The sequence below is a fragment of the Neisseria sp. DTU_2020_1000833_1_SI_GRL_NUU_006 genome, assembly GCA_032388755.1.
Lineage (GTDB): Bacteria > Pseudomonadota > Gammaproteobacteria > Burkholderiales > Neisseriaceae > Neisseria > Neisseria sicca_C.
Genome location: CP135593.1, coordinates 486,981 through 509,308, shown reverse-complemented (window position 1 = coordinate 509,308; position 22,328 = coordinate 486,981). Strand labels below are relative to the sequence as shown.

25 protein-coding genes, 1 tRNA gene and 6 pseudogenes are annotated in these 22,328 nt (G+C 48.6%); 9 read left to right on the top strand and 23 right to left on the bottom strand.

What is annotated here, in order from left to right:
• Positions 1–113: 113 nt before the first annotated feature.
• The 3 genes from RSJ68_02395 to pntB all read left to right on the top strand — a co-directional run bounded on the left by RSJ68_02395 (position 114) and on the right by pntB (position 2,702).
• Positions 114–482, top strand: coding sequence for a hypothetical protein (locus RSJ68_02395; GenBank protein WNU97624.1), 369 nt, complete (start codon positions 114–116; stop codon positions 480–482).
• Positions 483–554: 72 nt separating this feature from the next.
• On the top strand, positions 555–1,208 hold the full coding sequence (locus RSJ68_02390; protein ID WNU97623.1) for a LysE family transporter: 654 nt from the start codon (positions 555–557) through the stop codon (positions 1,206–1,208).
• 108 nt (positions 1,209–1,316) lie between these two features.
• Complete coding sequence (pntB, locus tag RSJ68_02385; GenBank protein WNU97622.1) at positions 1,317–2,702, top strand: Re/Si-specific NAD(P)(+) transhydrogenase subunit beta; 1,386 nt, start codon at positions 1,317–1,319, stop codon at positions 2,700–2,702.
• A gap of 507 nt (positions 2,703–3,209) precedes the next feature.
• On the opposite strand, the gene RSJ68_02380 is transcribed toward pntB, so the two are convergent.
• The 5 genes from RSJ68_02380 to RSJ68_02360 form a co-directional block, all read right to left on the bottom strand.
• The gene (locus RSJ68_02380) at positions 3,210–3,731 is read right to left on the bottom strand and encodes a thioredoxin family protein (protein WNU97621.1); all 522 of its coding nucleotides are present in this window, start codon (positions 3,729–3,731) and stop codon (positions 3,210–3,212) included.
• Positions 3,732–4,065: 334 nt separating this feature from the next.
• Positions 4,066–4,530, bottom strand: coding sequence for a low molecular weight protein-tyrosine-phosphatase (locus RSJ68_02375; GenBank protein WNU97620.1), 465 nt, complete (start codon positions 4,528–4,530; stop codon positions 4,066–4,068).
• 7 nt (positions 4,531–4,537) lie between these two features.
• On the bottom strand, positions 4,538–5,638 hold the full coding sequence (locus RSJ68_02370) for a conjugal transfer protein (protein WNU97619.1): 1,101 nt from the start codon (positions 5,636–5,638) through the stop codon (positions 4,538–4,540).
• 114 nt (positions 5,639–5,752) lie between these two features.
• On the bottom strand, positions 5,753–6,346 hold the full coding sequence (ribA, locus tag RSJ68_02365) for a GTP cyclohydrolase II (GenBank protein WNU97618.1): 594 nt from the start codon (positions 6,344–6,346) through the stop codon (positions 5,753–5,755).
• Entirely contained in the window at positions 6,339–7,007 is a 669-nt protein-coding gene (locus RSJ68_02360) for a hypothetical protein (GenBank protein WNU97617.1), read from the bottom strand. Before RSJ68_02360 ends, ribA begins: the two co-directional genes overlap by 8 nt.
• Positions 7,008–7,140: 133 nt before the next feature.
• On the opposite strand from RSJ68_02360, the gene RSJ68_02355 reads away from it, so the two are divergent.
• From RSJ68_02355 to RSJ68_02330, 6 genes and pseudogenes are all read left to right on the top strand, one after another.
• Positions 7,141–7,225, top strand: a tRNA-Leu gene (locus RSJ68_02355).
• 228 nt (positions 7,226–7,453) lie between these two features.
• Positions 7,454–7,900 (top strand): GNAT family N-acetyltransferase, encoded by a 447-nt coding sequence (locus RSJ68_02350; GenBank protein WNU97616.1) that lies wholly within the window; start codon positions 7,454–7,456, stop codon positions 7,898–7,900.
• A gap of 1 nt (position 7,901) precedes the next feature.
• A complete protein-coding gene (locus RSJ68_02345) occupies positions 7,902–8,222 on the top strand; it encodes a hypothetical protein (protein WNU97615.1) in 321 nt (106 codons plus the stop codon).
• A gap of 12 nt (positions 8,223–8,234) precedes the next feature.
• Positions 8,235–9,863, top strand: a pseudogene (locus tag RSJ68_02340) (portal protein).
• Positions 9,864–9,894: 31 nt separating this feature from the next.
• Positions 9,895–10,179, top strand: a complete 285-nt coding sequence (locus RSJ68_02335) for a hypothetical protein (protein WNU97614.1) — start codon at positions 9,895–9,897, stop codon at positions 10,177–10,179.
• Positions 10,169–10,582 carry a hypothetical protein gene (locus RSJ68_02330; protein WNU97613.1) on the top strand — a complete coding sequence of 138 codons (414 nt, stop codon included), beginning with the start codon at positions 10,169–10,171 and terminating at the stop codon, positions 10,580–10,582. The genes RSJ68_02335 and RSJ68_02330 overlap by 11 nt, the downstream gene beginning before the upstream one ends.
• Before the next feature lie 72 nt (positions 10,583–10,654).
• Here RSJ68_02330 and RSJ68_02325 read toward each other — a convergent pair.
• The 18 genes and pseudogenes from RSJ68_02325 to RSJ68_02240 all read right to left on the bottom strand — a co-directional run bounded on the left by RSJ68_02325 (position 10,655) and on the right by RSJ68_02240 (position 22,327).
• Positions 10,655–11,229: pseudogene (locus RSJ68_02325) on the bottom strand (IS30 family transposase).
• Positions 11,230–11,358: 129 nt separating this feature from the next.
• Positions 11,359–12,165, bottom strand: a complete 807-nt coding sequence (locus RSJ68_02320) for an integrase core domain-containing protein (GenBank protein WNU97612.1) — start codon at positions 12,163–12,165, stop codon at positions 11,359–11,361.
• A gap of 98 nt (positions 12,166–12,263) precedes the next feature.
• Positions 12,264–13,007 (bottom strand): annotated as a pseudogene (locus tag RSJ68_02315) (RHS repeat-associated core domain-containing protein).
• 44 nt (positions 13,008–13,051) lie between these two features.
• Positions 13,052–13,303: pseudogene (locus tag RSJ68_02310) on the bottom strand (type IV secretion protein Rhs).
• Between the two features lie 77 nt (positions 13,304–13,380).
• Complete coding sequence (locus tag RSJ68_02305) at positions 13,381–13,704, bottom strand: DNA polymerase III (protein WNU97611.1); 324 nt, start codon at positions 13,702–13,704, stop codon at positions 13,381–13,383.
• A gap of 9 nt (positions 13,705–13,713) precedes the next feature.
• Positions 13,714–13,977 carry a hypothetical protein gene (locus RSJ68_02300; GenBank protein WNU97610.1) on the bottom strand — a complete coding sequence of 88 codons (264 nt, stop codon included), beginning with the start codon at positions 13,975–13,977 and terminating at the stop codon, positions 13,714–13,716.
• A 167-nt stretch (positions 13,978–14,144) separates the two neighbouring features.
• Positions 14,145–14,426: pseudogene (locus RSJ68_02295) on the bottom strand (RHS repeat-associated core domain-containing protein).
• Between the two features lie 131 nt (positions 14,427–14,557).
• Positions 14,558–14,971 (bottom strand): hypothetical protein, encoded by a 414-nt coding sequence (locus tag RSJ68_02290; protein ID WNU97609.1) that lies wholly within the window; start codon positions 14,969–14,971, stop codon positions 14,558–14,560.
• A gap of 14 nt (positions 14,972–14,985) precedes the next feature.
• On the bottom strand, positions 14,986–15,243 hold the full coding sequence (locus RSJ68_02285; GenBank protein WNU97608.1) for a hypothetical protein: 258 nt from the start codon (positions 15,241–15,243) through the stop codon (positions 14,986–14,988).
• Between the two features lie 254 nt (positions 15,244–15,497).
• Entirely contained in the window at positions 15,498–15,926 is a 429-nt protein-coding gene (locus tag RSJ68_02280) for a hypothetical protein (GenBank protein WNU97607.1), read from the bottom strand.
• Positions 15,927–15,958: 32 nt separating this feature from the next.
• Positions 15,959–17,356, bottom strand: coding sequence for an RHS repeat-associated core domain-containing protein (locus RSJ68_02275; GenBank protein ID WNU98333.1), 1,398 nt, complete (start codon positions 17,354–17,356; stop codon positions 15,959–15,961).
• A gap of 189 nt (positions 17,357–17,545) precedes the next feature.
• Positions 17,546–17,935, bottom strand: a pseudogene (locus RSJ68_02270) (hypothetical protein).
• A 407-nt stretch (positions 17,936–18,342) separates the two neighbouring features.
• Complete coding sequence (locus tag RSJ68_02265) at positions 18,343–18,561, bottom strand: hypothetical protein (GenBank protein ID WNU97606.1); 219 nt, start codon at positions 18,559–18,561, stop codon at positions 18,343–18,345.
• Between the two features lie 4 nt (positions 18,562–18,565).
• Positions 18,566–19,339, bottom strand: a complete 774-nt coding sequence (locus RSJ68_02260) for an RHS repeat-associated core domain-containing protein (GenBank protein WNU97605.1) — start codon at positions 19,337–19,339, stop codon at positions 18,566–18,568.
• 262 nt (positions 19,340–19,601) lie between these two features.
• A complete protein-coding gene (locus RSJ68_02255) occupies positions 19,602–20,072 on the bottom strand; it encodes a hypothetical protein (protein ID WNU97604.1) in 471 nt (156 codons plus the stop codon).
• A 74-nt stretch (positions 20,073–20,146) separates the two neighbouring features.
• On the bottom strand, positions 20,147–20,881 hold the full coding sequence (locus RSJ68_02250; GenBank protein ID WNU97603.1) for a hypothetical protein: 735 nt from the start codon (positions 20,879–20,881) through the stop codon (positions 20,147–20,149).
• Between the two features lie 287 nt (positions 20,882–21,168).
• A complete protein-coding gene (locus RSJ68_02245; GenBank protein WNU97602.1) occupies positions 21,169–21,585 on the bottom strand; it encodes a CTP synthase in 417 nt (138 codons plus the stop codon).
• Between the two features lie 409 nt (positions 21,586–21,994).
• Positions 21,995–22,327, bottom strand: coding sequence for a DNA polymerase III (locus RSJ68_02240; protein WNU97601.1), 333 nt, complete (start codon positions 22,325–22,327; stop codon positions 21,995–21,997).
• Position 22,328: the final 1 nt, after the last annotated feature.

The window sequence follows — 22,328 nt, the reverse complement described above, 5'->3', positions numbered from 1 at the left end:
CCGCAGGTCGGGCATTCATGCCCGACAAAGCCGCCGCACAATGAGGCCCAAGCCGTGCACCAATGTCCGACCTCCCTGCTGCCGTCTGACGGAATTCGGTTTGAAGGGAAATCATGCCGAAAAAGCGATTGACTGTTTTACTGCCGCTTGCCCCGTCCGCTGCTTTTGCCTCCGTCCGCATTTCCGGCGGCAGCTATTATGCGTTTGACGGATTTTCAGACGGCATCCGCAGCCATACCGCCGCCGATACGGTGGCTTTGCACGAAAAAAGCGGCTGCTGTTTCGGCACGGGCGGCGACGGACATTTGGCATTTACCAAACTGTTCGATATGGCGCAAACCGCCACGCCGCTGTCGGCATTGGATAATGAGAAAAACCGCTTTCTGCCCGACGGCAGCTTCTGTCTGGTTTATATAAACCGCAAAGACGGCAGCTCGCAGCGGATATTCAGGCAGCCTTGCGGGAATCAACCAAGACCGTGAATCGCACGGATGCAAGGCAGCCTGAACAGCGGCTTGTTTAATGAAACCATTGGAACTTGGAAAATCAGACTTATGGATGCACAAACCTTTACATTGATTACCACCGTCGTTGTCGCACACTTTCTCGCGCTCATCAGTCCGGGACCGGATTTCCTGCTGATTGTCCGCAGCGCGCTGCGCCACAAGCGCAATCATGCGGTCGGTGTGGCGGCGGGTATTGCGGTTGCAAATGCGGTGTATATTGTGCTATGTATGCTCGGGGTCGGTTCGCTGATTGCCCGTTCGCTGTGGCTGATGGTCGGCTTGAAAGTTGCAGGCGCCTGTTTCCTGATGTATGTGGCTATTCATGCCTTTCGTGCCAAACGCAGCGATTATGACTTTATCGGCGGCATGTCTGCCGAAAACCGCACCCAGTCCTCCTTTTTCAAAGAATTCGGCTTGGGTTTGCTGTCGGGGCTGTCCAACCCGAAAAACATCATCTTTTATATCAGCCTCTTTGCCGTGATACTGACCCCCACCGTCGGCACGGGGCTGAAAATCGGTTTGGGGGTGTGGATGGTGGCGTTGATTTTCGTATGGGACAGCATGATAGTCTTTCTGCTTGGGCAGAACCGTATCCGCAGCTTTTTCGGCAAAGCCGCTTTTTACATCGACAAGGCGGCAGGGGCGGTGTTGGGGCTGCTTGGTGTCAAACTGTTGCAGTCGGCAGTAAAGGACGGCGCGTAAACAGACGGGGGCAGAAGAAACTCTGTACAAACGTCGTCTGAAACCATTGTCCAGACGACCCTCTAATTTCCAAACACATTTACTTTCACAAATAATTGGAGAATCACCATGTCTTCAGGACTCGTTACAGCGGCGTACATCGTAGCCGCGATACTGTTCATCTTTTCGCTGGCGGGGCTGTCCAAGCAGGAAACCGCCAAGCAAGGCTGTTATTCCGGCGTCGCCGGGATGGCAGTCGCCTTGTTCGTTACCGTGTTTTCCGAAAACACCCACGGACTGGGCTGGATCATCATCGCCATGCTGATTGGCGCCGCCATCGGCATCTACAAAGCCAAAAAAGTAGAAATGACCGAAATGCCCGAACTGATTGCACTTCTGCACAGCTTCGTCGGCTTGGCAGCCGTATTGGTCGGTTTCAACAGCTATATCGAGCCGGGCAACGTTTCGCACGATATGCACACCATCCATCTGGTCGAAGTGTATTTGGGCATCTTTATCGGCGCCGTAACCTTTACCGGCTCGCTGGTCGCATTCGGCAAGCTCAACGGCAAAATCAGCAGCGCGCCGCTACAACTGCCCGCCAAACACAAGCTCAACCTCGCCGCATTGGTTTTATCCTTTATCCTGATGCTGGTGTTCGTATCCGTTGACGGCAGCGGCTTCATCCTCATCCTGATGACCCTGATCGCCCTCGCATTCGGCTGGCACTTGGTCGCCTCCATCGGCGGCGCGGATATGCCCGTGGTCGTGTCCATGCTGAACTCCTACTCCGGCTGGGCGGCCGCAGCGGCAGGCTTTATGCTCTCCAACGACCTGCTCATCGTTACCGGCGCGCTGGTCGGCTCCAGCGGCGCGATTCTGTCCTACATCATGTGTAAAGCCATGAACCGCTCCTTCATCTCCGTCATCGCAGGCGGTTTCGGTACCGACGGTTCCGCCGCAGCCTCCGGCAGCCAAGAAGTCGGCGAATACCGCGAAGCCAAACCCGCCGAAGTCGCCGAAATGCTCAAAAACGCCCACAGCGTCATCATCACCCCGGGCTACGGCATGGCAGTGGCGCAGGCACAATACCCCGTTGCCGAAATCACCGAGCTTTTGCGTAAAAACGGCACTGAAGTACGCTTCGGCATCCACCCCGTCGCCGGCCGCCTACCCGGTCACATGAACGTACTGCTCGCCGAAGCCAAAGTCCCCTACGACATCGTTTTGGAAATGGACGAAATCAACGACGACTTCCCCGAAACCGACGTAGTGCTGGTCATCGGCGCGAACGACACCGTCAACCCCGCCGCCCAAACTGATCCGAACAGCCCGATCGCCAGTATGCCCGTGTTGGAAGTGTGGAAGGCAAAAGAAGTCGTCGTCTTCAAACGCTCGATGAATACCGGCTACGCAGGCGTACAAAATCCGCTGTTCTTCAACGAAAACAGCGTAATGTGCTTCGGCGACGCGAAGAAAACCGTTGACGAGATCTTGGCGGAATTGAAGAAATAACATCTGAAGCCAAGACAAAAGGTCGTCTGAAAACCTGATTTAAAGGTTTTCAGACGACCTTTTCTTATGAACAAACCACATTAAACACCTCTACTGTTGTCATTCCCGCCCCTGCCTACGCGAGGACAGGTTACGACGGGAATTCATCGGAAATTCTAAGAAACTGATGTTTGAAAAACAGTTGCCGAGATTTAAAAGTAGATTCCCGCCTGCGCGGGAATGACGGTAGTTGGGCAGAAATTTATGCTGCGACTTGCAGCATGCCCCCTCTCCCATCCGGCGGGAGAGGGCAGGGGAGAGGGTGGCTCTATGGGCTGCACGAATTTGATTTTGCTTAAAACCACAAAGCCACCCCCATCCTAACCTTCCCCCGCCGGACGGGGGAAGGAACAAGATTGTTGATGTAATAAAAGGTCGTCTGAAACCAAAATCCCATTTTCAGACGACCTCTCTTCATCCCTCCGCAAAATCTCTAACCCTCAAACGGTGCAATCCCAAACAGGCTGTTTACCGCAAGCTGTTTGCGTCCAGCCATTTCTCCAAGTCTTCGGCGCTGATTTTGCCGCCGTTTTCTTCCAAATCAAGTTTGTTGATTTGTTTGCCTTTGCTGTATTTCGCTAGGACGGGCGTGCCGCCGAGTTTGTATTGTTGGCGGAACGCGGTCCATGCTTCTTTGTCTTGATGCAGGCGGTGGACGTTGACGAAGTAGATTTTGCCGTTCAGGTTGCGGCTGGCGATGTAGCGTTTGAACATGGGCTCGAAGGCGTTGCAGTCGCCGCAGCTCGGGCGGCCGATGTAGGCGTAAACGGTGTCTCCGTTGGCGACGCGTTTTTTGAAGCTCTCGACGGTCAGGCTGTCGAGGTGGAAGTAGATATCGGAATAGGTGCCTTCCAGACGCTTGGTGTTTTCGGCGGAAAGGCGCACGGCAGTTTGCGCTTCGGACAGGCTGTTTTTCAGGGCTTCGGTTTCACGGTCGGCAGCGCAGGAACACAAGAGCAGCGCGGCGGTCAGGACGGGCAGGATTTTCATGATTCGGCTCCTTGGTTGCGATAAGGAAAGTATACGCTTTTCGCGGCGGCGGGGTCGTCTGAAACGCGGGAAACGGCTTTTTTCAGACGACCTTTTGATGTATGGCAATGGGCGGGCGAAGTAGCGTTGTGTAGCGTGGGCTTTGCCCGTGGTGGTTGAGGAGCGTCAGTTTGCTACGGGTTGAACTCGCGCTACGGTAGTGTTTATCTCTCATTTAGCCGCCCTACCCCAGCCATCTCGTCAACAAAAGGTCGTCTAAAACCTAAGTTTTAGGTTTCAGACGACCTTTTATCTTACTGCATTGCGTTCAACTTTAAATGTTGTGTCAACCGATTCAAACCAAGCCGAGCTTTTTCAGCAGCGCGACGCTGCCTGCGTCCACAAGTCTGAAGGTTTCGTCAAAGTCGCCGGTGTACCACGGGTCGGGGACGTGGCGGTAGCCGCTTTCGGGGATAAGGTCGGTGAGTTTGAAGATTTTGTCAGGGTGTTTGCCGAACATTTTTTCTAGTTCGGCAAGGTTGTTGTCGTCCATGGCGATGATGAAGTCGAATTCATCAAAATCTTCGGAACGCACTTTGCTGCTGGTAAAACCTTGATGGTCGATGCCGTGGGCGGCGAGGATTTTGCGCGTGCCTTGGTGCATGTTTTCGCCGTCGTGCCAGCCGGATGTGCCTGCGCTGTCGGTGCGGACGCGGTGGGCTACGCCTGCTTCGCGGGCGCGGTGGCGCAGGACGTATTCCGCCATGGGGGAGCGGCAGATGTTGCCGAGGCAGACGAAGAGTACGGAATGGTTTTTCATAGGCGGTTTAGGCATGTTCGGAGAAGAATGGGTTGTGTCCGTCCAGGGACAGGGACTGCGCGTAGGTCGGCAGGTCGGCATTTTCCGGCAAAACGTCGTGCAGGATGCGGATATGCTCGACGCGGCATTCCGCCATCAGGTCGAGGAAGTTGTGTTGGATGACGGCGATGTTGTCGGAAGACGAAAGGTTCCACACGAACACTTGCGGGACGACTTCAAACGCGCTGTCAGTCGCGTTGAAGCCGAACAGAATCTGCCCGTCCGCCCTTGCGGCGATGACGACGCCGACGCGCGGGCTTTGCATACGGATGGCGCGGATGGCGTTGGTGGCGAACACGTCCATCGCCATGCGCTGACGGGTGTGGCTGCCGTCGGTCAGGGCTTGGAGCGGGGTGTTCGGAGACAGCGGATTGGTGAAGAGGGTAACGCCGGCGGCGGCAAGGCTTTCCTGCCAAACCTGCATCAGCGGCAGGCCTGCCTGTTGCAGGTTGACGCCCAAGGCGGTTTGCAGGTTTTTGTCGCCGTAGCCCAGCGCGTAAACGACGTGGACGGACTGTCCTTCGGGGCAAATCAGCGGTTTGTCTTCAAAGGTTTGCAGGAACGCGGCGGCGGATTCGCTGTTTTGTTTCGCCTTCCACCACTGTTCGGGCGTGATGCCGCTCAGGTCGTCTGAATGGGCGAGGAAGGGCAGCCATTGGGCGTTTTGCGTTAAGGCGCGCAAGTGGGGATAGTTGGACAGGCAGGCGGTCAGCGCCTCGGTAGGCAGCGTCAGGGACAGCGATCGCTCCTGTTTGCAGCCGGCGACGATGACGACGGGCAGGGCAAACCATTGGGCTTCATCGTCGTTTTCGGCGGATAACACTTGGTTGATGCTCTGCATCAGCGCGTTGTAAGTCTCTACATCGGGCGCCATGGTCATAGCGACGGACAGGTTGACGTAGTAGTTTTGATGAAGCTGGCTGCGGATTTCGGTTTGCAACTGCCCCACAGCAATCTTGCGGGTTGCGGCGGTCGTGCCGTGTGCGAGCAGGGAGGCGTTTATCAGTAAATGGTTTTTAACCGGAGTCTGCGGATAAGGGCGTGTGTCGGGTAGGATGAAGGTGTTCATATGGATATAAATCGGTGGTTGGTCCGGACAGATCGGATTATAACAATATCGGGATACGGATTGGGAAAAGGTCGTCTGAAAACGAAAAAAGGCGGGAAATACGCCCGCCTGCCCTCAATCAAAAATCATATGCCCCAATTTATCGGCTTTGGTGTGCAGATAACGTTCGTTTTCCGCATTCTCGCCGACATGGAGCGGAATACGTTCGACGACATTGATGCCTGCATCTTTCAACGTTTGAATTTTTTCAGGATTGTTGGTCAACAGCTTGACGGCGCGGATATTCAGATGGTCGTAGATTTGCTTGGCAAGCGTAAAGTCGCGTGCGTCAACGGGCAGTCCGAGTGCGAGGTTGGCTTCGACCGTATCCATCCCTTCGTCTTGAAGCTTATAGGCACGGATTTTGTTGATTAAACCGATGCCGCGCCCTTCTTGACGAAGGTAAACGATCACGCCGCGCCCTTCTTGTTGAACCGCTTTCATCGCCGCTTCAAGCTGAGGACCGCAGTCGCATTTTTTGGAAAACAGCGCATCGCCGGTCAAGCATTCAGAGTGAATGCGGGTCAGGACGGGGAGGTCGTCTGAAAAATCGCCCATCGTCAAGGCGATGTGTTCTTGTCCGCTCGGTTCTTCAAAACCGTGCATAGTGAAGTCGCCCCATTCGGTCGGCAGGCGGCAGGAAGCAACGAATTTCAAGGTATTATTCATGTTCTTCTTCCTTGTCTTCGATGCCTGCCAATGCTTTCAGCGGCTCGGCAAGTGCCAACGCCAGCGCCGACCAATCTGTTTGGGCTGCGTCATCGGCTTGATCTTTATCGGCAAATTCAACGTGAACCACGCCCAAAACCGTGCCGTTTTGCGTTGCCACAGGGATGGACAACTGGCTTCCGCTGCCCTCGTTCCGGCTGCCTTGGATTTCGTCCAGCGAAAGCCAATAAGCTATATCGTTGGCAATATTCATCCAACCGCTTTGCGCCGTACGGCAGGCAAGGTAAACCGTACCGTTTTCTTCATGAACCGCCAGCAGGTTCTCCAAAGGCTCGCCTTGTGCTGCGATACGAACCAGCCTTGCATGCGGTTCGCCCGGAAGGTGGATGTAAACCGCCGCGCTCTTGACGGCTGTTGCACGGCTGAATACCGAATCCAAAGCCATGAAAACCTGTTTGAGCAAAGTTTCGTTTTCTGGCGTTTCTTCAATATGGTCTGCCAGCTTCCAGCCGTCTTCCTCACGCCACAAAACCGAGCGGTCAATCGAAGCATTGCCCATATCCATCACCGTCTTTGCGGTCAGATAAGCAATACGGAGGTCGTCTGAAGACAGCTTCAAACCCTGTGTCTGTAAAAAATCCTGAATCAGTAAAACAGGCATGATGTTCCTCTTTGATATTAGTGTGTTCCGGCAGATAACCGACCTGCCATTATATCGGTCAGAATAAAGCAATTTCAAGCCAAAGATTGTTTGCAGAGCAGGATACTTTGTGTATAATCTTCGGTTTCATCACGCGGACGTGGCGAAATTGGTAGACGCACCAGATTTAGGTTCTGGCGCCGAGAGGTGTGAGAGTTCGAGTCTCTCCGTCCGCACCATAAATATCAAATAAATCATATAGTTATGATATACAGGGACAGAAATGGGACACCATGCCAAAACCTGCCACAACAATAATCCTTCCATACAAGTAATTTCCATCATCCCAAGCCGCCTAGTCATCAGGCGGCTTTCTGACATTTTAACAGCCAATCAAATACACTAGGTCTGCATATAATCGCCGTTCCAAGAAATACAATCCCATTATTCGTTAATGGGATTTTTTTATGATTGAAATCGTGCCGGTGAAAATATCTGAGCATTTCGATGAGACGCGCAGACTGTCGGTAATGCACTGGCAGGAGACGGAATCTGATTTTTCAGACCGTCCGCCCGAATTGGATATTCAGACCTATCAAATATTGGAAGAGCAAGGCGGAATTATTGCCTTTGCTGCCATAGCAGATGGTGAGATTGTCGGGTATGTATCAGGTTTCCTTTCCCGCCATCCGCATTACGAGCAACTGATAGCGCAACACGACCTGCTTTTCATTCACCCGTCTCATCGCAAAGGTCGAGCGGGGCTGAAGCTGATGCGCGATTTTGAAGCAGCCGCCAAAGCGGCAGGCGCAAAAAAAGTCCTATACCACGCAAAGCCGAACAGCAATTTTGCCAAGTTGCTGGAGCGGCTTCACTTCCAACAAGAAGAAATTATATTTCAGAAAGGTTTGTAATATGCCAGCAGCAGTTCCAATCGCATTGGTGGCAGCCAGCGTAGCCAGCGTGGCTGGCGTCGGCGCATCACTATACCAAGCAAACAAACAAGACAAGGCGAATAAGTCCGCCGCCAATCAGGCAAAAGAAAATGCGCGTAATGCGCAAGCTCAGGCGGACATCGAAACCAACAAAGCCAATCAGAAAAAAACTGATGCGCAGTCTGTTTTAAGCCAACAACAGCAAGCAGCAGGCGGCGCAGGTTCAACTATGCTGACAGGCGCATCAGGTATTGACCCAAACAGCCTGAAGCTTGGTAAGCAGACTTTACTGGGCATTTGATGGGTATTTGACATGATGGAAGAGCAACGCAAAAAAATACACCGCCGATGGGAATCTTTAAAGACCGAGCGTACATCATGGATTAGCCATTGGCGGGAAATTTCAGAAAACATCCTGCCGCGAAATGGTCGATTTATTGACGGTGATTCAAATAACCGGCGCAAGAAGCATAACAAGATTTACGACAATACTCCGATCCGCGCATTGAAAATACTTTCTGCCGGTCTGATGGGCGGGCTAACCTCCCCTTCTCGCCCGTGGTTCAAGCTAGCCATGCACGATGACGAAATGAACCAGTACCATGAAGTAAAGGAGTAGCTGTCAAAAGTCGAGAGCATGATGTTGTCTGTTTTTCAGCGCAGCAATATCTATGGCTCGCTTCATTCGATGTACGAGGAGTTGGCGGCATTTGGTACGGCTGCCTGCATCATTCTTCCCGACTATGAAGATGTAATCAGATGCTACCCGCTGACAATCGGAGAATATGCCGTTGCCTCAAACTGGCGTGGTGAAATCGATACGATTTACCGCGAATTTGAAAAAACCGTCGGTGAAACGGTTGAAGAGTTTGGCATTGAGAATGTCAGCGACGCGACTCGGAAAAATTATGAAGACGGCAAATACGATGCGAAAGTGAAAATCATCCATGCAATCGAGCCGCGCCGAGACAGAGATTCAGCGCGTAAAGACTCGAAAAATATGCCGTACAAGTCGGTGTATATCGAGACAGGCGCAGAAGAAGGAAAGATTTTGCGAGAATCCGGGTTCCTTCGTTTCCCCGCTGTTTGCCCAAGATGGGACATCACCGACAACAATGTGTACGGCAACAGCCCTGCGATGACCGCGCTTGGCGACATCAAGCAGCTTCAATTCAATCAAACCAGCAAACTCAAAGGCATTGACTACCAAGTCAACCCGCCAATCATTGCACCAACCGACATGAAAACACAGTCGGCAGGTTTTTTGCCGGGCGGCATCTTGTATCACGACTCAAACGGAACGGGAGACACCATCCGCTCCGCTTTTGCTGTACGGATAGATTTAAACCATCTGCTTGAAGATATTGCCGATGTTCGCCAGCGTGTCCAGTCCGCATTTTATGCCGACCTGTTTTTGATGGTATCCCAGCAATCGCAAAACATGACCGCCACCGAAGTGGCGGAGCGTCATGAAGAAAAGATGTTGATATTGGGGCCGGTGCTTGAGCGTCTGCAAAATGAGCTTATTGACCCACTCATTGAAATTACATTTGATGCAATGGTTCGCGCAGGGATTTTACCGCCGCTGCCTGACGCGATAGCCGACCAAGATATAAATGTTGTCCTTGTTTCCATCTTGGTGCAGGCGCAGCGTGCCATCGGCGTGAATGGCATTGACCGATTTGTCGGGGCTTTGGCATCGGTTGCCCAAGTCAAGCCCGAAGTTTTAGACAACTTCAACGGCGACAAGTGGGCGGAGATATACGCCGATTCACTGGGTATTGACCCGCGCATCTTGATGAACCCTGAAGAAGTGGCAGCAATTCGCCAGCAGCGCATGGAGCAACAGGCGCAAGCGCAACAACTTCAGCAAATGGAGCAAGGCGCAGTAATTGCCCCATCTTTAGCACAGGCTCAAAGCCTGTCTGATGACGAATATTAGTCTGCATATAATAAAAGGATGACTGTATAAAATGACAAAACATGACGACCTTGAAGCCAAAAAAAGAAAAGACAGCCTGCTGGAAGAGCAGAAAAAGGCAGACTTTGAATGGCTTATGTCAGAAAAGCGTGGTCGGCGCATCGTTCGCCACCTTTTAGAAGATGCTGGTGTATGGCGTTCAACATTTCACGAAAGCCAGTCAATCGCCGCATTTAACGAAGGCAGGCGGAATATGGGCTTGAAGCTGTTAAGCAATGTCCAACCGACCTCAAATTTTCATTTGATTCTAACCGAAGAGGGCAACAATGAGTATTGAGGACCAGCAAGGCGCAGAAAACGAAACATCGGGCGCAGAATCCGGAGTTGAGCCGCAAAATCAAACAGGACAAACCTTGCTTGATACAATAGGCAATCAGGGCAATGCCCCACCACCTGAAGACCACGAAGGCAATCAGGACGAACAAAATGCAGACTCCGAATCTGAAGTTCCTGAAAAGTACGACTTCAAGCCGCCGAAGGTATGGAGTTTGACGAAGAGACCATCAATCTTTACGCCGAAGCAGCCAAAGAAGCCGGTTTATCCCAAGAAAAGGCTGACATCATCTTGGGCAAAATTGCCCCGCATTTGGCGCAGCAACAAATCAAAGCCGTTGAAAAAGCAAGCTCAGAATGGGAAGCGGCTTCACGCGCAGACCCTGAATTTGGCGGCGACAAGTTAAACGAGAATTTGTAGGTAGCTGAAAAAGCTATCGAACAGTTCGCCACCTTGGATTCGGATTTCAAGTGCAACACTAGGGTACCGGTGGTTGGAACAGATTTAAGAATAAAACACTTGGCGTTTCGCAGCCAAGTGTTTTTCTCGGCCGGTGGTTCAACTCATCTTGAACCCTGCGTATCTTCCGACCGCTGATGTTCGGAAATCGGTCTGTTTGGGGAAATATTGCCGGATGAGTCCGTTGGTGTTCTCATTCAGCCCTTTCTCCCAAGAATGGTAAGGGCGGCAAAAATAGGTTTCCGCCTTCAATGCTTTGGCTATTTTGGTGTGTTGGCAGAACTCTTTGCCGTCATCCATGGTGATGGTGTGGACTCTGGCTTTATATGCCTTTAATACCCTGATGGCCGCCCGGGCAGTGTCTTCGGCTTTTAAGTTCTTTAATTTGCAGATGATGGTGTAGCGGGTAACGCGTTCGACCAAGGTCAATAACGCGCTTTTCTGATTTTTGCCGATGATGGTGTCGGCCTCCCAATCGCCGATGCGGGTTTTCCGGTCGACGATAGCAGGTCGGTTTTCTATGCCGACGCGGTCGGGCACTTTGCCCCCGGTCCATGTGCTGCCGTAGCGTTTGCGGTAGGGTTTGCTGCATATTGAGACCTTTGCAAAAAGGCCCTTCCCCCGACAGCCGAAACCCAAAAACAGGTTTTCGGCTGTTTTCGCCCCTAATTGCGCCTAATTTTACCCAAATACCCCCTTAATTGTAGAAAATCGTTGCGTTGTTTACACCACAGGTTGAGAAAAATAAGCCTGCAAGACCTCAAACGGCGTATCGCCGTTCAGACTGCGGTGCGGCTTCACAGTGTTATAAAAATTAACAAAGCGGCACAACTCCTTTTGCCGATGTTCCGGACTCTCAAACGACTGTTTCTCATGCCACATCTCCATCAGGGTACGGATAACCCGCTCCGCCTTACCGTTGGTCTGCGGACGGGCAACCCGGGTAAACTTTTGACCAATCCCGTTCTCGTAACAGGCTACACCGAAAGCATGGTTGGCCGAGCCTTTGTATTCCGTACCGTTGTCGGAGTAAACGCACTCAATCAGGTATGGGCAGGGATCAATCAGGTGTTCGGTCAGAAACTTGGCGGCGCTGTCTGCGGTTTTGTCCGGCAAAATGGCGGCGTATGGCTCCCTTGAGAAATCGTCGATGGCGACAAACAGGTAATCCCGCTTATCGGTGACTTTCTGCCCTTTGAGCAGCGGCAGCCGTTTGGTGTCGAGATGCACCAGCTCTCCGGGGTAGGATTTATTGTAGCGTTTGGCCTGCTTTTTGAGTTTTTCCTGAATGCTGCGTTCTACCTTGGCCAGGCGTTTCATTCCGTACTTTGCCTGTTTGAAACGGTTGTTGGTACTGGTTTGCGGTTTGAGCAGCTTGGCCCTTGCGGCTTTAAGGGCGCGGTAAATGGTGACGCGGCTGACTTGGTAGCGGCGTGCCGGGGAGGTGACGCTTTCCTTCCCCTGCGTGTAGGCCGGCCAAATGGCTTGTCGGTGGTGCGGGGTGAGGCGGGTGTTTTTGTGCATGTTCATGTTTCAGTATTCTCCTGGAAATACTGTAAACAACGCTACTGATTTCTACAACTTACTTTTGATGGTGTTTTTCCTACTGTAGCCAACCTATTACGAGAAAGGCCCAATGGATCAATCCAACCTTGAGCATTTACAGCGAACTTGTAAAAATTGTCCCCTCCACCCAACAGTCCAATCGGGTCCTGATTCACAAACCGCCCCGCCTCAGGCTCGTAATACCGCATCAGGTTGTAATGCAGTCCGGTCTCTTCATCATAATACTGGTTTTGCAGTCTGAACGGCTGATGCGCATCCTTGTAAACCCGTTCGTCCTTTTTCAGACGACCCCAGGCGGTGTATTCGCCGTACCATAAGAGATTGCCGTGGATGTCGGTCATCTCGCGCGGTATGCCGATTTGGTCAGTATGGAAATAGCTGAGGTATTGTTTGCCGTCTTTGGCGTTGTCAAAGATTTGCGCCAACGGTTCGTAGCTGTCTTGGTCGGTATAGATATAGGTGTAGCTGCCTTTATAGGTGTACTCCTGAAGTAATCGCGTTCCGTCCCAGACGAAGTGGGTGCGTTTGGGGTCGGTACTCGTCCAGGCGAGTTTGTCTTGGCGTTCTTTGGAAAGCCTTCTGCCGAACGGGTCGTAGGCGTATGTCCAAATCTCGGTGTTGCCGGAGGGCTTTTTGATTTCGGCGCGGACGAGTTGGTTTTCTAAATCGTATTGGTAATATTGGTTTTCACCATTGGGCAGCTGGCGGTAGATCAGGTTGCCCAGTGCGTCGTAGGTGTATTCGATACCGTTGTATTCTTTGAGGCGGTTGCCGCCGGTAAGGTTGGGGTTGGCAGGTGATTTCAGACGACCTTGAGTTTGGGGGTCGTCTGAAATCGGAGCGGTCGTTAGGTGTACTCCTGAAGCAATCGCGTTCCGTCCCAGACAAAGTGGGTGCGTTTCGGATCGGTACTCGTCCAGGCGAGTTTGTCTTGGCGTTCTTTGGAGAGGCGTCGTCCGAACGGGTCGTAGGCGTATGTCCAGATTTCGGTATTGCCTGCGGGCTTTTTGATTTCGGCGCGGACGAGCTGGTTTTCGAGGTCGTATTGGTAATATTGGTTTTCGCCATTGGGCAGCTGGCGGTAGATCAGGTTGCCCAATGCGTGAATGAGAAATTTTTAAAGAACGAATGTTTCAGACGGCCTCAAAAGAGATATTGAGACCGTCTGAAAATATAAAATTACTTTTTCGCAGCACGAATTTTTTTCAACCCATTCTCCAAAATAGTAACTTTCTCGGGAGGAGTTCCCCTATCCAAAGCATTCCACCAATTATTTACTGGTTTAACAAATAATTGGAATCCTTCATCAGTTACATTTGATTTTCGAATAATCAAATCTTCTTTGATAGAGCCATCCTCATTAAAGGGTTCAATATCAACAAGTAAACCATTCTTTTTAAGAAATGTCATAAGTGCAATAGACATTCTGATAATATCTTCACGATAGTCTTCATCAGAGTTTGCCTCCCAAAATGTCTGAAAATTAAATAATGTCATATCCATGATAATCTCCTAAGGTAGTCTAATAATTTCGGATATTCCGTCAACATGAACCAAGCTTTTGCCATCTCTGACATAGACCCCACCAACATCCCTAATCCTTTCTTCTTTTGCAAGTTGACTACTTTTTGAAGCAGTCTTGCTAGTAACTTCTTGAGCACGCCCCCCACCATTTTTACCAGCACCCTTAATCACAAAATCAAGCTTACGAGATTCACCTGTTAAGGGGTCGCTGACAATTTCGCCCTTTTTATTCCTCAAGTGTTTTTGACTCAATATACGGTCAGCTCCATATTGGGCATCTAAGTCTTTTTTATGTAAGGCTTCGCGAGCATCACCATCTTTTTTATTTTGGATACATTCCCCTTTACCCGCGCTTTTCTTCTTGGATTTCGGTCCAGGTTTTTTCCTAAATGTTCCGTTTTTCTATGGCCATAAATTTTTAAACCAAGTGGATCGATAAAATCCAATACTTGATTACCAAATAAATATAGATTATCTCCACCAAACAACCCAATTGGATCTTGATTGATGAAATGACCCATATCAGGTTCATAGTAACGGAAAAAATTATAGTGCAGCCCGGTCTCTTCATCGAAGTACTGGTTTTGCAGTCGGAACGGCTGATGAGCATTCCGATAGACGCGCTCATCTTTTTTCAGACGACCCCATGCGGTGTATTCGCCGTACCACAACAGATTGCCGTGGATGTCGGTCATCTCTCTTGATATGCTGATTTAGTGGTAAATCAGGTTACTAAATGCGTCATAGGCATAGTAATTAAACTACCACATATTAAAGGTCGTCTGAAAGTTGTTTTCAGACGACCTTAAACTTTGGTTGGCTTCAAACTAACCTACGCTTGTTCAATAGGTTCAATCCATTGATTTTCGATGAGCCATTTTTCTATTTCTAAAAGAAACTTAGGATTAATTTCCTTTAATTCTGGGAACTTTTTTTCATATTTTTTCATTATATCAAAAAAGTAATCTTTGAATTCAGTTCCAATAATTTTTTTTTGAGCATTAATATCTTTCTTAATAGGAATAAAATCCTCCTCATATACGACAATATCAAATCCCAAATCATTATCCTTTTTAGAAAATCTAGACTTTGATTTCCAACCACTATCCTTCTCCAAGCATCTAAAACAAAACCCGATAGAAAATGGTATAGGATACTTTTTAATAATTGGTTCTACTCCATAAAATTCATCACAAATTTTATCTACTTTTGTCCACGATGGATAATCACATGTTGCAAATAACATATTCTTTCCTTTTATTAATGTTTACATTTATTACCAGGGGGTAATTTTCCTCTTCGTTTAATATATTTAAGAATTTTTAGACGCTCCCATATTCTCATCTTAATTTTAGGTCCCTTCATCACTCTTTTATATATCAAATCATTTCTTCGCAGCCATGCTTGAGAATATCGTCTTTGAATCCCATTCTTAACATTCCGTGTTTCTCCAATTTTCCAAATATCTCCTTTTTTCAACCAAACCTTACCTACAGGCTTACGCTTACCCCATTCCATTACAGGATAGAAACCATCGTTAGCAGCTGTTAAGTAGTAAAGTTCTTTAAGTCCTAAGTACGGTGCAACAAAGGCCGTCTGAAAGTTGGTTTTCAGACGACCTCTATGTCAACTGCTAATGAGATTGTTAAAGAACAAATGTTTCAGACGACCTCAAAGAAGATAGTGAGGTCGTCTGAAAAACAGAAACCGCGTGCGTGCTTACCGCACACACCCTACGTCAGGACTGAAGGTTTTGTCCGGGCTACGGCTTGCTATGATTCACTAATAGCATCTATCCATTTATTTTCCAATAACCATTTTTCAACATCATATAAGAAATTAGGGTTAATTTTTTTAAGTATAGGAAATTGTCTTTCTTTTTTCTTCATGGTTTCAAAAAAATATCGATAAAACTCCTTACCTAGTATCTTTCTTTGTGCATCTATATCTTTTTTAATGGGTATAAAATCTTCTTCATAAACAACAATGTCAAATCCAAGGGCATTATAATTATCTTCTTTTGAATATCGAGATTTAGATTTCCAGCCGCTATCTTTTTCTAAACACCTGAAACATAACACTAAATCAAAAGGAAATTCAGTATATTTTTTCAGAATAGGCTGTAAGCCATTCTCTATTTCGCTATCTAATATACTAACTTTACTCCATTTTGGAGAGTCACTCGTAGTTCGTATTTCCATATTCATCTCCTTATCTTAAAAACAAAATAAAACTAATGCTTACATTTATTTCCCGCTGGTAATTTACCCCTTCTCTTAATATATTTAATAATTTTCAACCTTTCCCAACGTTGCATAGCCTTCTTAGGTCCCTTCATGACTCTTATATATTTTAAATTATTTCTATCTAACCATTTTTGAGAATACCGACGCTGAACACCTTTTACAATATTTTTTGTTTCCCCAATTTTCCAAATATCTCCTTTTTTCAACCATATCTTACCCACAGGCTTACGTTTACCCCATTCCATTACAGGGTAAAAACCATCTTTTCTTGCAACAAGATAATAAAGTTCTTTGAGTCCTAAAGGATCAATCCAACTTTGTGTATTGGGGGAAAATTGATAGAAATTTTCTCCTCCTACCAAACCTATCACGTCTTGGCTTACAAAACGTCCTGTGTCTGAATCGTAATAGCGGAAATAGTTATAGTGGAGTCCTGTTTCAGAATCATAATACTGGTTTTGAAGTCTGAACGGCTGATGCGCATCCTTGTAAACCCGCCCGTCCTTTTTCAGACGACCCCAGGCGGTGTATTCGCCGTACCATAAGAGATTACCATGGATATCGGTCATTTCTTTTGGAATGCCGATTTGGTCGTTGTGGAAATAGGCGAGGTATTGTTCTTCGTCTTGGTTGTTGTGAAAGACTTGGGCTAAGGGTTCGTAGCTGTCTTGGTCGGTATAGATATAGGTATAGCTGCCTTTGTAGGTGTACTCCTGCAATAGGCGGCTGCCGTCCCAAACGAAGTGGGTGCGTTTCGGATCGGTACTCGTCCAGACGAGTTTGTCTTGGCGCTCTTTGGAGAGGCGTCGTCCGAACGGGTCGTAGGCGTATGTCCAAATCTCAGTATTGCCGGCGGGCTTTTTGATTTCGGCGCGGACGAGCTGGTTTTCTAAATCGTATTGGTAATATTGGTTTTCGCCATTAGGCAGCTGGCGGTAGATCAGGTTGCCCAAGGCGTCGTAGGTGTATTCGATGCCGTTGTATTCTTTGAGGCGGTTTCCGCTGATAAGGTTGGGGTTGGCAGGTGATTTCAGACGACCTTGAGTTTGGAGGTCGTCTGAAATCGGGGCGGTCGTTTTGCCCTCTCCCCGACCCTCTCCCACGGGAGAGGGAGTAGATGTCGGGATGTCGAGGATGTTGTGGGCGGGGTCGAAGGCGAAGGTTTCGCTGCGGCCGGTTTGGCTGTTGCGGGCTTCCTGAATGCGTCCGATTTTGTCGTAAACGTAATTAAGGACGCCGCTTCTTTGGTCGGCGCTTTGAATCAGGTTGCCGGCTTTGTCGTAGGCGTAGCGGCGGTTGACGGCGCCGCCGGCCAGCGGGTTTTGTTTGCCGTGAAGCGTTTGTGTGCCGCTCCGGACGGTACGCTGGCTTTTCAGACGACCCATGGGGTCGTAGTCGTACAGGCTGCTGATGCTGCCCTGCGTCCTTTGGATTTCTCGGTGCAGTTTGTCGCGTTCGATGTCGGTTATGACTTCGCCGTCGAGGCTGATTTGGTGCAGGTGTCCGCTGCCGTAGTACAGGTAATCGATATGGCGGCCGTCGGGCAGGATGGTGCGGATGCGGTTGCCCAACGGGTCGTATCGGTAGCCTACGGTGGCGCTTTGGCCGTTGTGGACGGTGGTTTCGCCGATGAGGCGGTCGAGTTCGTCGTAGGCGAGTTCGACGCTGCTGTGGTGGTTTCGGGCTTTGGTCAGGTTGCCGGTAATGGGGTCGTAGTCGAAACGGGTGCGGCTGATACCTTCGTCTTTGCTTTGTCCGTTGCGGCCGGAGACTTTGCGGCTTTGTTTTTCGATCAGTTGGCCGAGGATGTTGCGTTTGAAGTGGTGGATGTACCACGTCTCGGGACGGTCTTTCAGACGGTCTTTATCGGTGCTTTGACCGTATTCGGTCTGTTGAACCAGTTGTCCGGCGGCATCGTAGCCGTAGGCGGTGATTTTGCCGTCCCAGCCGGTCGCTGTAGCCAAAATCAACTTCGGCAAACAGCAGCCGTGTGCCGCCGTCGGGGAAGGCAATTTGGCAGAGGTCGTCTGAAAGTCGGTTTTCAGACGACCTCTATGTTACTGTTAATGAGATTGTTAAAGAGCAAATGGTTCAGACGACCTTAAAGAAAGTATTGAGGTCGTCTGAAAAGCAAAAACCACGTGCGTGCTTTCCGCACACACCCTACATCGGGATTGGAGGTTTCATGCGGGCTACTGCTTGCTACGTCGGGACTGAAGGTTTCATGCGGGTTACGGCTTGCTTCGGAAACGAGATTGTTAAAGAACAAATGGTTCAGACGACCTCAAAGAAGATAGTGAGGTCGTCTGAAAAACAGAAACCGCGTGCGTTCCACATACACCCTACGTCGGGACTGAAGGTTTTGTGCAGGCTACGGCTTGCTTAAATCAGGGAGGATAATAGGTTTGTAACTAAGTACTTTATCAGCTATTTCCTCAGAGCTCATGTTTGTCCAATATATATAATCTGATATATTTGGATCTGTGACCAAATTTTCTAATTTTTCAAGAAATACATCTTCATCCTCTTCTGAACCTTCAAAATTTCTTAACTGATCAATCAGTTTGATTAAATATAATCTATCTAACATAATGCTATCCTCTTCCAAAATGGTATTTCGGTTCTAGTATCTCTTTATGGAATTTTGGTGTAACAATCAGCATATTATCCATATCATAAACACCACCACCACGATTAATGGGAGTTTTATGATGTATTTGATACGAGCTTACTTTACCATCATGTTGACATTTGGCTGCTTTAGGTGCTTTTCCCTGAGCCATCCTTTTCTTATTAGTCTCCGAAAAACCCTCAACTAATTTTGGATCTTTTGCTACTTCTTTCCAAAAGGCAGCTCGGAAATCATCAAAACTATCAAAAGATTTACCACGTAATTTATCTGCTACAGATTTAGGAAATACACCAGCATTTCCATGTGTACCCTTCAACCATTTTTTTCCAATTGAATTACCACTTCCTGATGCAATTCCTGGCAAATTTCTAGGACTTAATCCTAAAGGATCAAACCAACTATTTATATTGGGTGAAAATTCATAAAGATTATCCCCACCCAACAACCCAATCGGGTCCTGATTGATGAATCTACCAGTGTCTGGCTCATAGTAACGGAAGAAATTATAGTGCAGCCCCGTCTCTTCATCGAAGTATTGGTTTTGCAATCTAAACGGCTGATGTGCGTTCTGATAAACACGCTCACCCTTTTTCAGACGACCCCAGGCGGTATATTCGCCGTACCATAAGAGATTGCCGTGGATGTCGGTCATCTCGCGCGGTATGCCGATTTGGTCAGTATGGAAATAGCTGAGGTATTGTTTGCCGTCTTTGGCGTTGTCAAAGATTTGCGCCAACGGTTCGTAGCTGTCTTGGTCGGTATAGATATAGGTGTAGCTGCCTTTATAGGTGTACTCCTGAAGTAATCGCGTTCCGTCCCAGACGAAGTGGGTGCGTTTGGGGTCGGTACTCGTCCAGGCGAGTTTGTCTTGGCGTTCTTTGGAAAGCCTTCTGCCGAACGGGTCGTAGGCGTATGTCCAAATCTCGGTGTTGCCGGAGGGCTTTTTGATTTCGGCGCGGACGAGTTGGTTTTCTAAATCGTATTGGTAATATTGGTTTTCACCATTGGGCAGCTGGCGGTAGATCAGGTTGCCCAGTGCGTCGTAGGTGTATTCGATACCGTTGTATTCTTTGAGGCGGTTGCCGCCGGTAAGGTTGGGGTTGGCAGGTGATTTCAGACGACCTTGAGTTTGGAGGTCGTCTGAAATCGGGGCGGTCGTTTTGCCCTCTCCCCAGCCCCTCTCCCACGGGAGAGGGAGTAGATGTTGGAATGTCGAGGATGTTGTGGGCGGGGTCGAAGGCGAAGGTTTCGCTGCGGCCGCTTTGGCTGTTGAGGGCTTCCTGAATCCGTCCGATTTTGTCGTAGACGTAATGGAGGACGCCGCTTCTTTGGTCGGCGCTTTGAATCAGGTTGCCGGCTTTGTCGTAGGCGTAGCGGCGGTTGACGGCGCCGCCGGCCAGCGGGTTTTGTTTGCCGTGATGCGTTTGTGTGCCGCTCCAAACGGTACGCTGGCTTTTCAGACGGCCCATGGGGTCGTAGTCGTACAGGCTGCTGATGCTGCCCTGCGTCCTTTGGATTTCGCGGTGCAGTTTGTCGCGTTCGATTAATCGATATGGCGGCCGTCGGGCAGGATGGTGCGGATGCGGTTGCCCAACGGGTCGTATCGGTAGCCTACGGTGGCACTTTGGCCGTTGTGGACGGTGGTTTCGCCGATGAGGCGGTCGAGTTCGTCGTAGGCAAGTTCGACGCTGCTGTGTCGGTTGCGGGCTTTGGTCAGGTTGCCGGTAATGGGGTCGTAGTCGAAACGGGTGCGGCTGATGCCTTCGTCTTTGCTTTGTCCGTTTTTGTGGGACACTTTGCGGCTTTGTTTTTGGATCAGTTGGCCGAGAATGTTGCGTTTGAATCGGTGGATGTGCCAAGTCTCGGGACGGTCTTTCAGACGGCCTTCATTATGACTTTGGCCGTATTCGGTCTGTTGAACCAGTTGTCCGGCGGCATCGTAGCCGTAGGCGGTGATTTTGCCGTCCCAGCCGGTTTCTTGGATCAAGTTGTCGGTCGGGTCGTAATCGAGACGGTAGGTTTCGCCGTTTTCGTTGGTGAGGACGGTCAGACGGCGGGCTTTATCGTAGTCGAACGTCCATTCTTCGCCGAGGTTGTTGCTGCTTTTAAGCACTTTGCCGTCGGTGTCGTAATGGTCGTATTCGTAGCGGGACACCAGTCCGTCGGGCTGGCTGTGTTCCACCATAATGTGGTTGCGGTAGGCGAAACCGCGCAGTTTTTTGCCGTCGCGTCCGTAAACGGCGGTCAAATCGCCGTAGCCGTCGTAGTCGTAGCGCACCAGTTCCTTACCGTTGAAGGTGACGGAGGTGAGGCGGTGCGCCGCCGTCGGGGGAGGCGATTTGGCAGAGGTCGTCTGAAAGTCGGTTTTCAGACAACCCCTATGTTACTGTTAATGAGATTGTTAAAGAACAAATGGCTCAGACGACCTCAAAGAAGGTTTTGAGGTCGTCTGAACAGAAACCGCGTGCGTGCGTACTGCACACCCCCTACGTCAGGACTGAAGGTTTTGTGTAGGCTGCGGCTTACTCTACATCGAAATTGGAAGTTTCATTGACTACAGTTCGATTACACCTCGATAAAACATTCAAAAAAATCAAAGTGATTTTTATCAAATGCAATTAATAACTTGCCTTCAGGAATTTTTTTTCCTGTCATACCTCCTATACAAATCCCGAGATTCTTAAAAAGAATATATTTTTTTCCTTCGATAAATTCTGAATCGATAGCTTTAAGGTCTTCGATTGAATTTTTAAATATATCAATATCTCCTAATATGGGATTAGAATCTTTTAAGCAATATCCATAAACCAATTTATCGTTTTCATAAACTAACTCACAAGCATTCCTATATTCCACCTTATTATTCATAATATTATCTTCAACCATTCTTGCTGGTTTTCCATATTTTTCTTGTATTTCCTCAATAGAAGTACCAAATACAAAATCACCAATTGATTCATATGGCTTAATCAAGTAGGTCATATTAACCCTTTCCAATATATTTACATTAATAAAATTAGGAACATTTACCAATAATTCTACGCAATCTTGCTGCCTGTTTCCTAGAAATTAATCCCTGCCGTTTGGTTTCCGAAATCATCCTTCCTACATGATTTTATATACGCCTTTTATTCTATTTCAAAGGCAGCAGTATGATATGAAAACCCTTTCGTGCGCACATTTTTGACGAAATAAGATGAAGGTCGCCTGAAAGTTCGTTTTCAGACGACCTCTATGTCAACTGCTAATGAGATTGTTAAAGAACAAATGATTCAGACGACCTCAAAGAAGATAGTGAGATCGTCTGAAAAACAGAAACCGCGTGCGTGTGTACCGCACACACCCTACGTCAGGACTGAAGGTTTTGTGCGGGCTACGGCTTGCTAGAAAATTACTTTTTCACAGCACGAATTTTTTTCAACCCATTCTCCAAAATAGTAACTTTCTCGGGAGGAGTTCCCCTATCCAAAGCATTCCACCAGTTATTTACTGGTTTAACGAATAATTGAAAACCTTCATCCGTTAAATTTGATTTCTTAATAATTAAATCATTTTTTACTGATCCATCTTGATTAAAAGGATTTATATTTACCAACAAATCATTTTCTATTAAAAATTTCATCAAAGACAAAGACATTTTTTTTATTGCTTCTTGGTAATCAACATCTTTACTTCCTGAAATAAATGCATCAAAATCAAATAAAACTATATCATTTGCTTCCATA

Excerpts from the sequence above, each read along its gene's own strand:
- RSJ68_02305 (WNU97611.1), bottom strand. The coding sequence starts at position 13,704 with ATGGATATGACATTATTTAATTTTCAGACATTTTGGGAGGCAAACTCT.
- RSJ68_02380 (WNU97621.1), bottom strand. The coding sequence starts at position 3,731 with ATGAAAATCCTGCCCGTCCTGACCGCCGCGCTGCTCTTGTGTTCCTGC.
- RSJ68_02280 (WNU97607.1), bottom strand. The coding sequence starts at position 15,926 with ATGGAAATACGAACTACGAGTGACTCTCCAAAATGGAGTAAAGTTAGT.
- RSJ68_02375 (WNU97620.1), bottom strand. The coding sequence starts at position 4,530 with ATGAAAAACCATTCCGTACTCTTCGTCTGCCTCGGCAACATCTGCCGC.
- RSJ68_02345 (WNU97615.1), top strand. The coding sequence starts at position 7,902 with ATGCCAGCAGCAGTTCCAATCGCATTGGTGGCAGCCAGCGTAGCCAGC.
- RSJ68_02350 (WNU97616.1), top strand. The coding sequence starts at position 7,454 with ATGATTGAAATCGTGCCGGTGAAAATATCTGAGCATTTCGATGAGACG.
- RSJ68_02285 (WNU97608.1), bottom strand. The coding sequence starts at position 15,243 with ATGGAATGGGGTAAGCGTAAGCCTGTAGGTAAGGTTTGGTTGAAAAAA.
- pntB (WNU97622.1), top strand. The coding sequence starts at position 1,317 with ATGTCTTCAGGACTCGTTACAGCGGCGTACATCGTAGCCGCGATACTG.
- RSJ68_02265 (WNU97606.1), bottom strand. The coding sequence starts at position 18,561 with ATGTTAGATAGATTATATTTAATCAAACTGATTGATCAGTTAAGAAAT.
- RSJ68_02335 (WNU97614.1), top strand. The coding sequence starts at position 9,895 with ATGACAAAACATGACGACCTTGAAGCCAAAAAAAGAAAAGACAGCCTG.
- RSJ68_02320 (WNU97612.1), bottom strand. The coding sequence starts at position 12,165 with ATGAACATGCACAAAAACACCCGCCTCACCCCGCACCACCGACAAGCC.
- RSJ68_02330 (WNU97613.1), top strand. The coding sequence starts at position 10,169 with ATGAGTATTGAGGACCAGCAAGGCGCAGAAAACGAAACATCGGGCGCA.
- RSJ68_02240 (WNU97601.1), bottom strand. The coding sequence starts at position 22,327 with ATGGAAGCAAATGATATAGTTTTATTTGATTTTGATGCATTTATTTCA.
- RSJ68_02275 (WNU98333.1), bottom strand. The coding sequence starts at position 17,356 with ATGGGTCGTCTGAAAAGCCAGCGTACCGTCCGGAGCGGCACACAAACG.
- RSJ68_02245 (WNU97602.1), bottom strand. The coding sequence starts at position 21,585 with ATGACCTACTTGATTAAGCCATATGAATCAATTGGTGATTTTGTATTT.
- RSJ68_02255 (WNU97604.1), bottom strand. The coding sequence starts at position 20,072 with ATGGGCCGTCTGAAAAGCCAGCGTACCGTTTGGAGCGGCACACAAACG.
- RSJ68_02395 (WNU97624.1), top strand. The coding sequence starts at position 114 with ATGCCGAAAAAGCGATTGACTGTTTTACTGCCGCTTGCCCCGTCCGCT.
- RSJ68_02390 (WNU97623.1), top strand. The coding sequence starts at position 555 with ATGGATGCACAAACCTTTACATTGATTACCACCGTCGTTGTCGCACAC.
- ribA (WNU97618.1), bottom strand. The coding sequence starts at position 6,346 with ATGAATAATACCTTGAAATTCGTTGCTTCCTGCCGCCTGCCGACCGAA.
- RSJ68_02360 (WNU97617.1), bottom strand. The coding sequence starts at position 7,007 with ATGCCTGTTTTACTGATTCAGGATTTTTTACAGACACAGGGTTTGAAG.
- RSJ68_02370 (WNU97619.1), bottom strand. The coding sequence starts at position 5,638 with ATGAACACCTTCATCCTACCCGACACACGCCCTTATCCGCAGACTCCG.
- RSJ68_02290 (WNU97609.1), bottom strand. The coding sequence starts at position 14,971 with ATGTTATTTGCAACATGTGATTATCCATCGTGGACAAAAGTAGATAAA.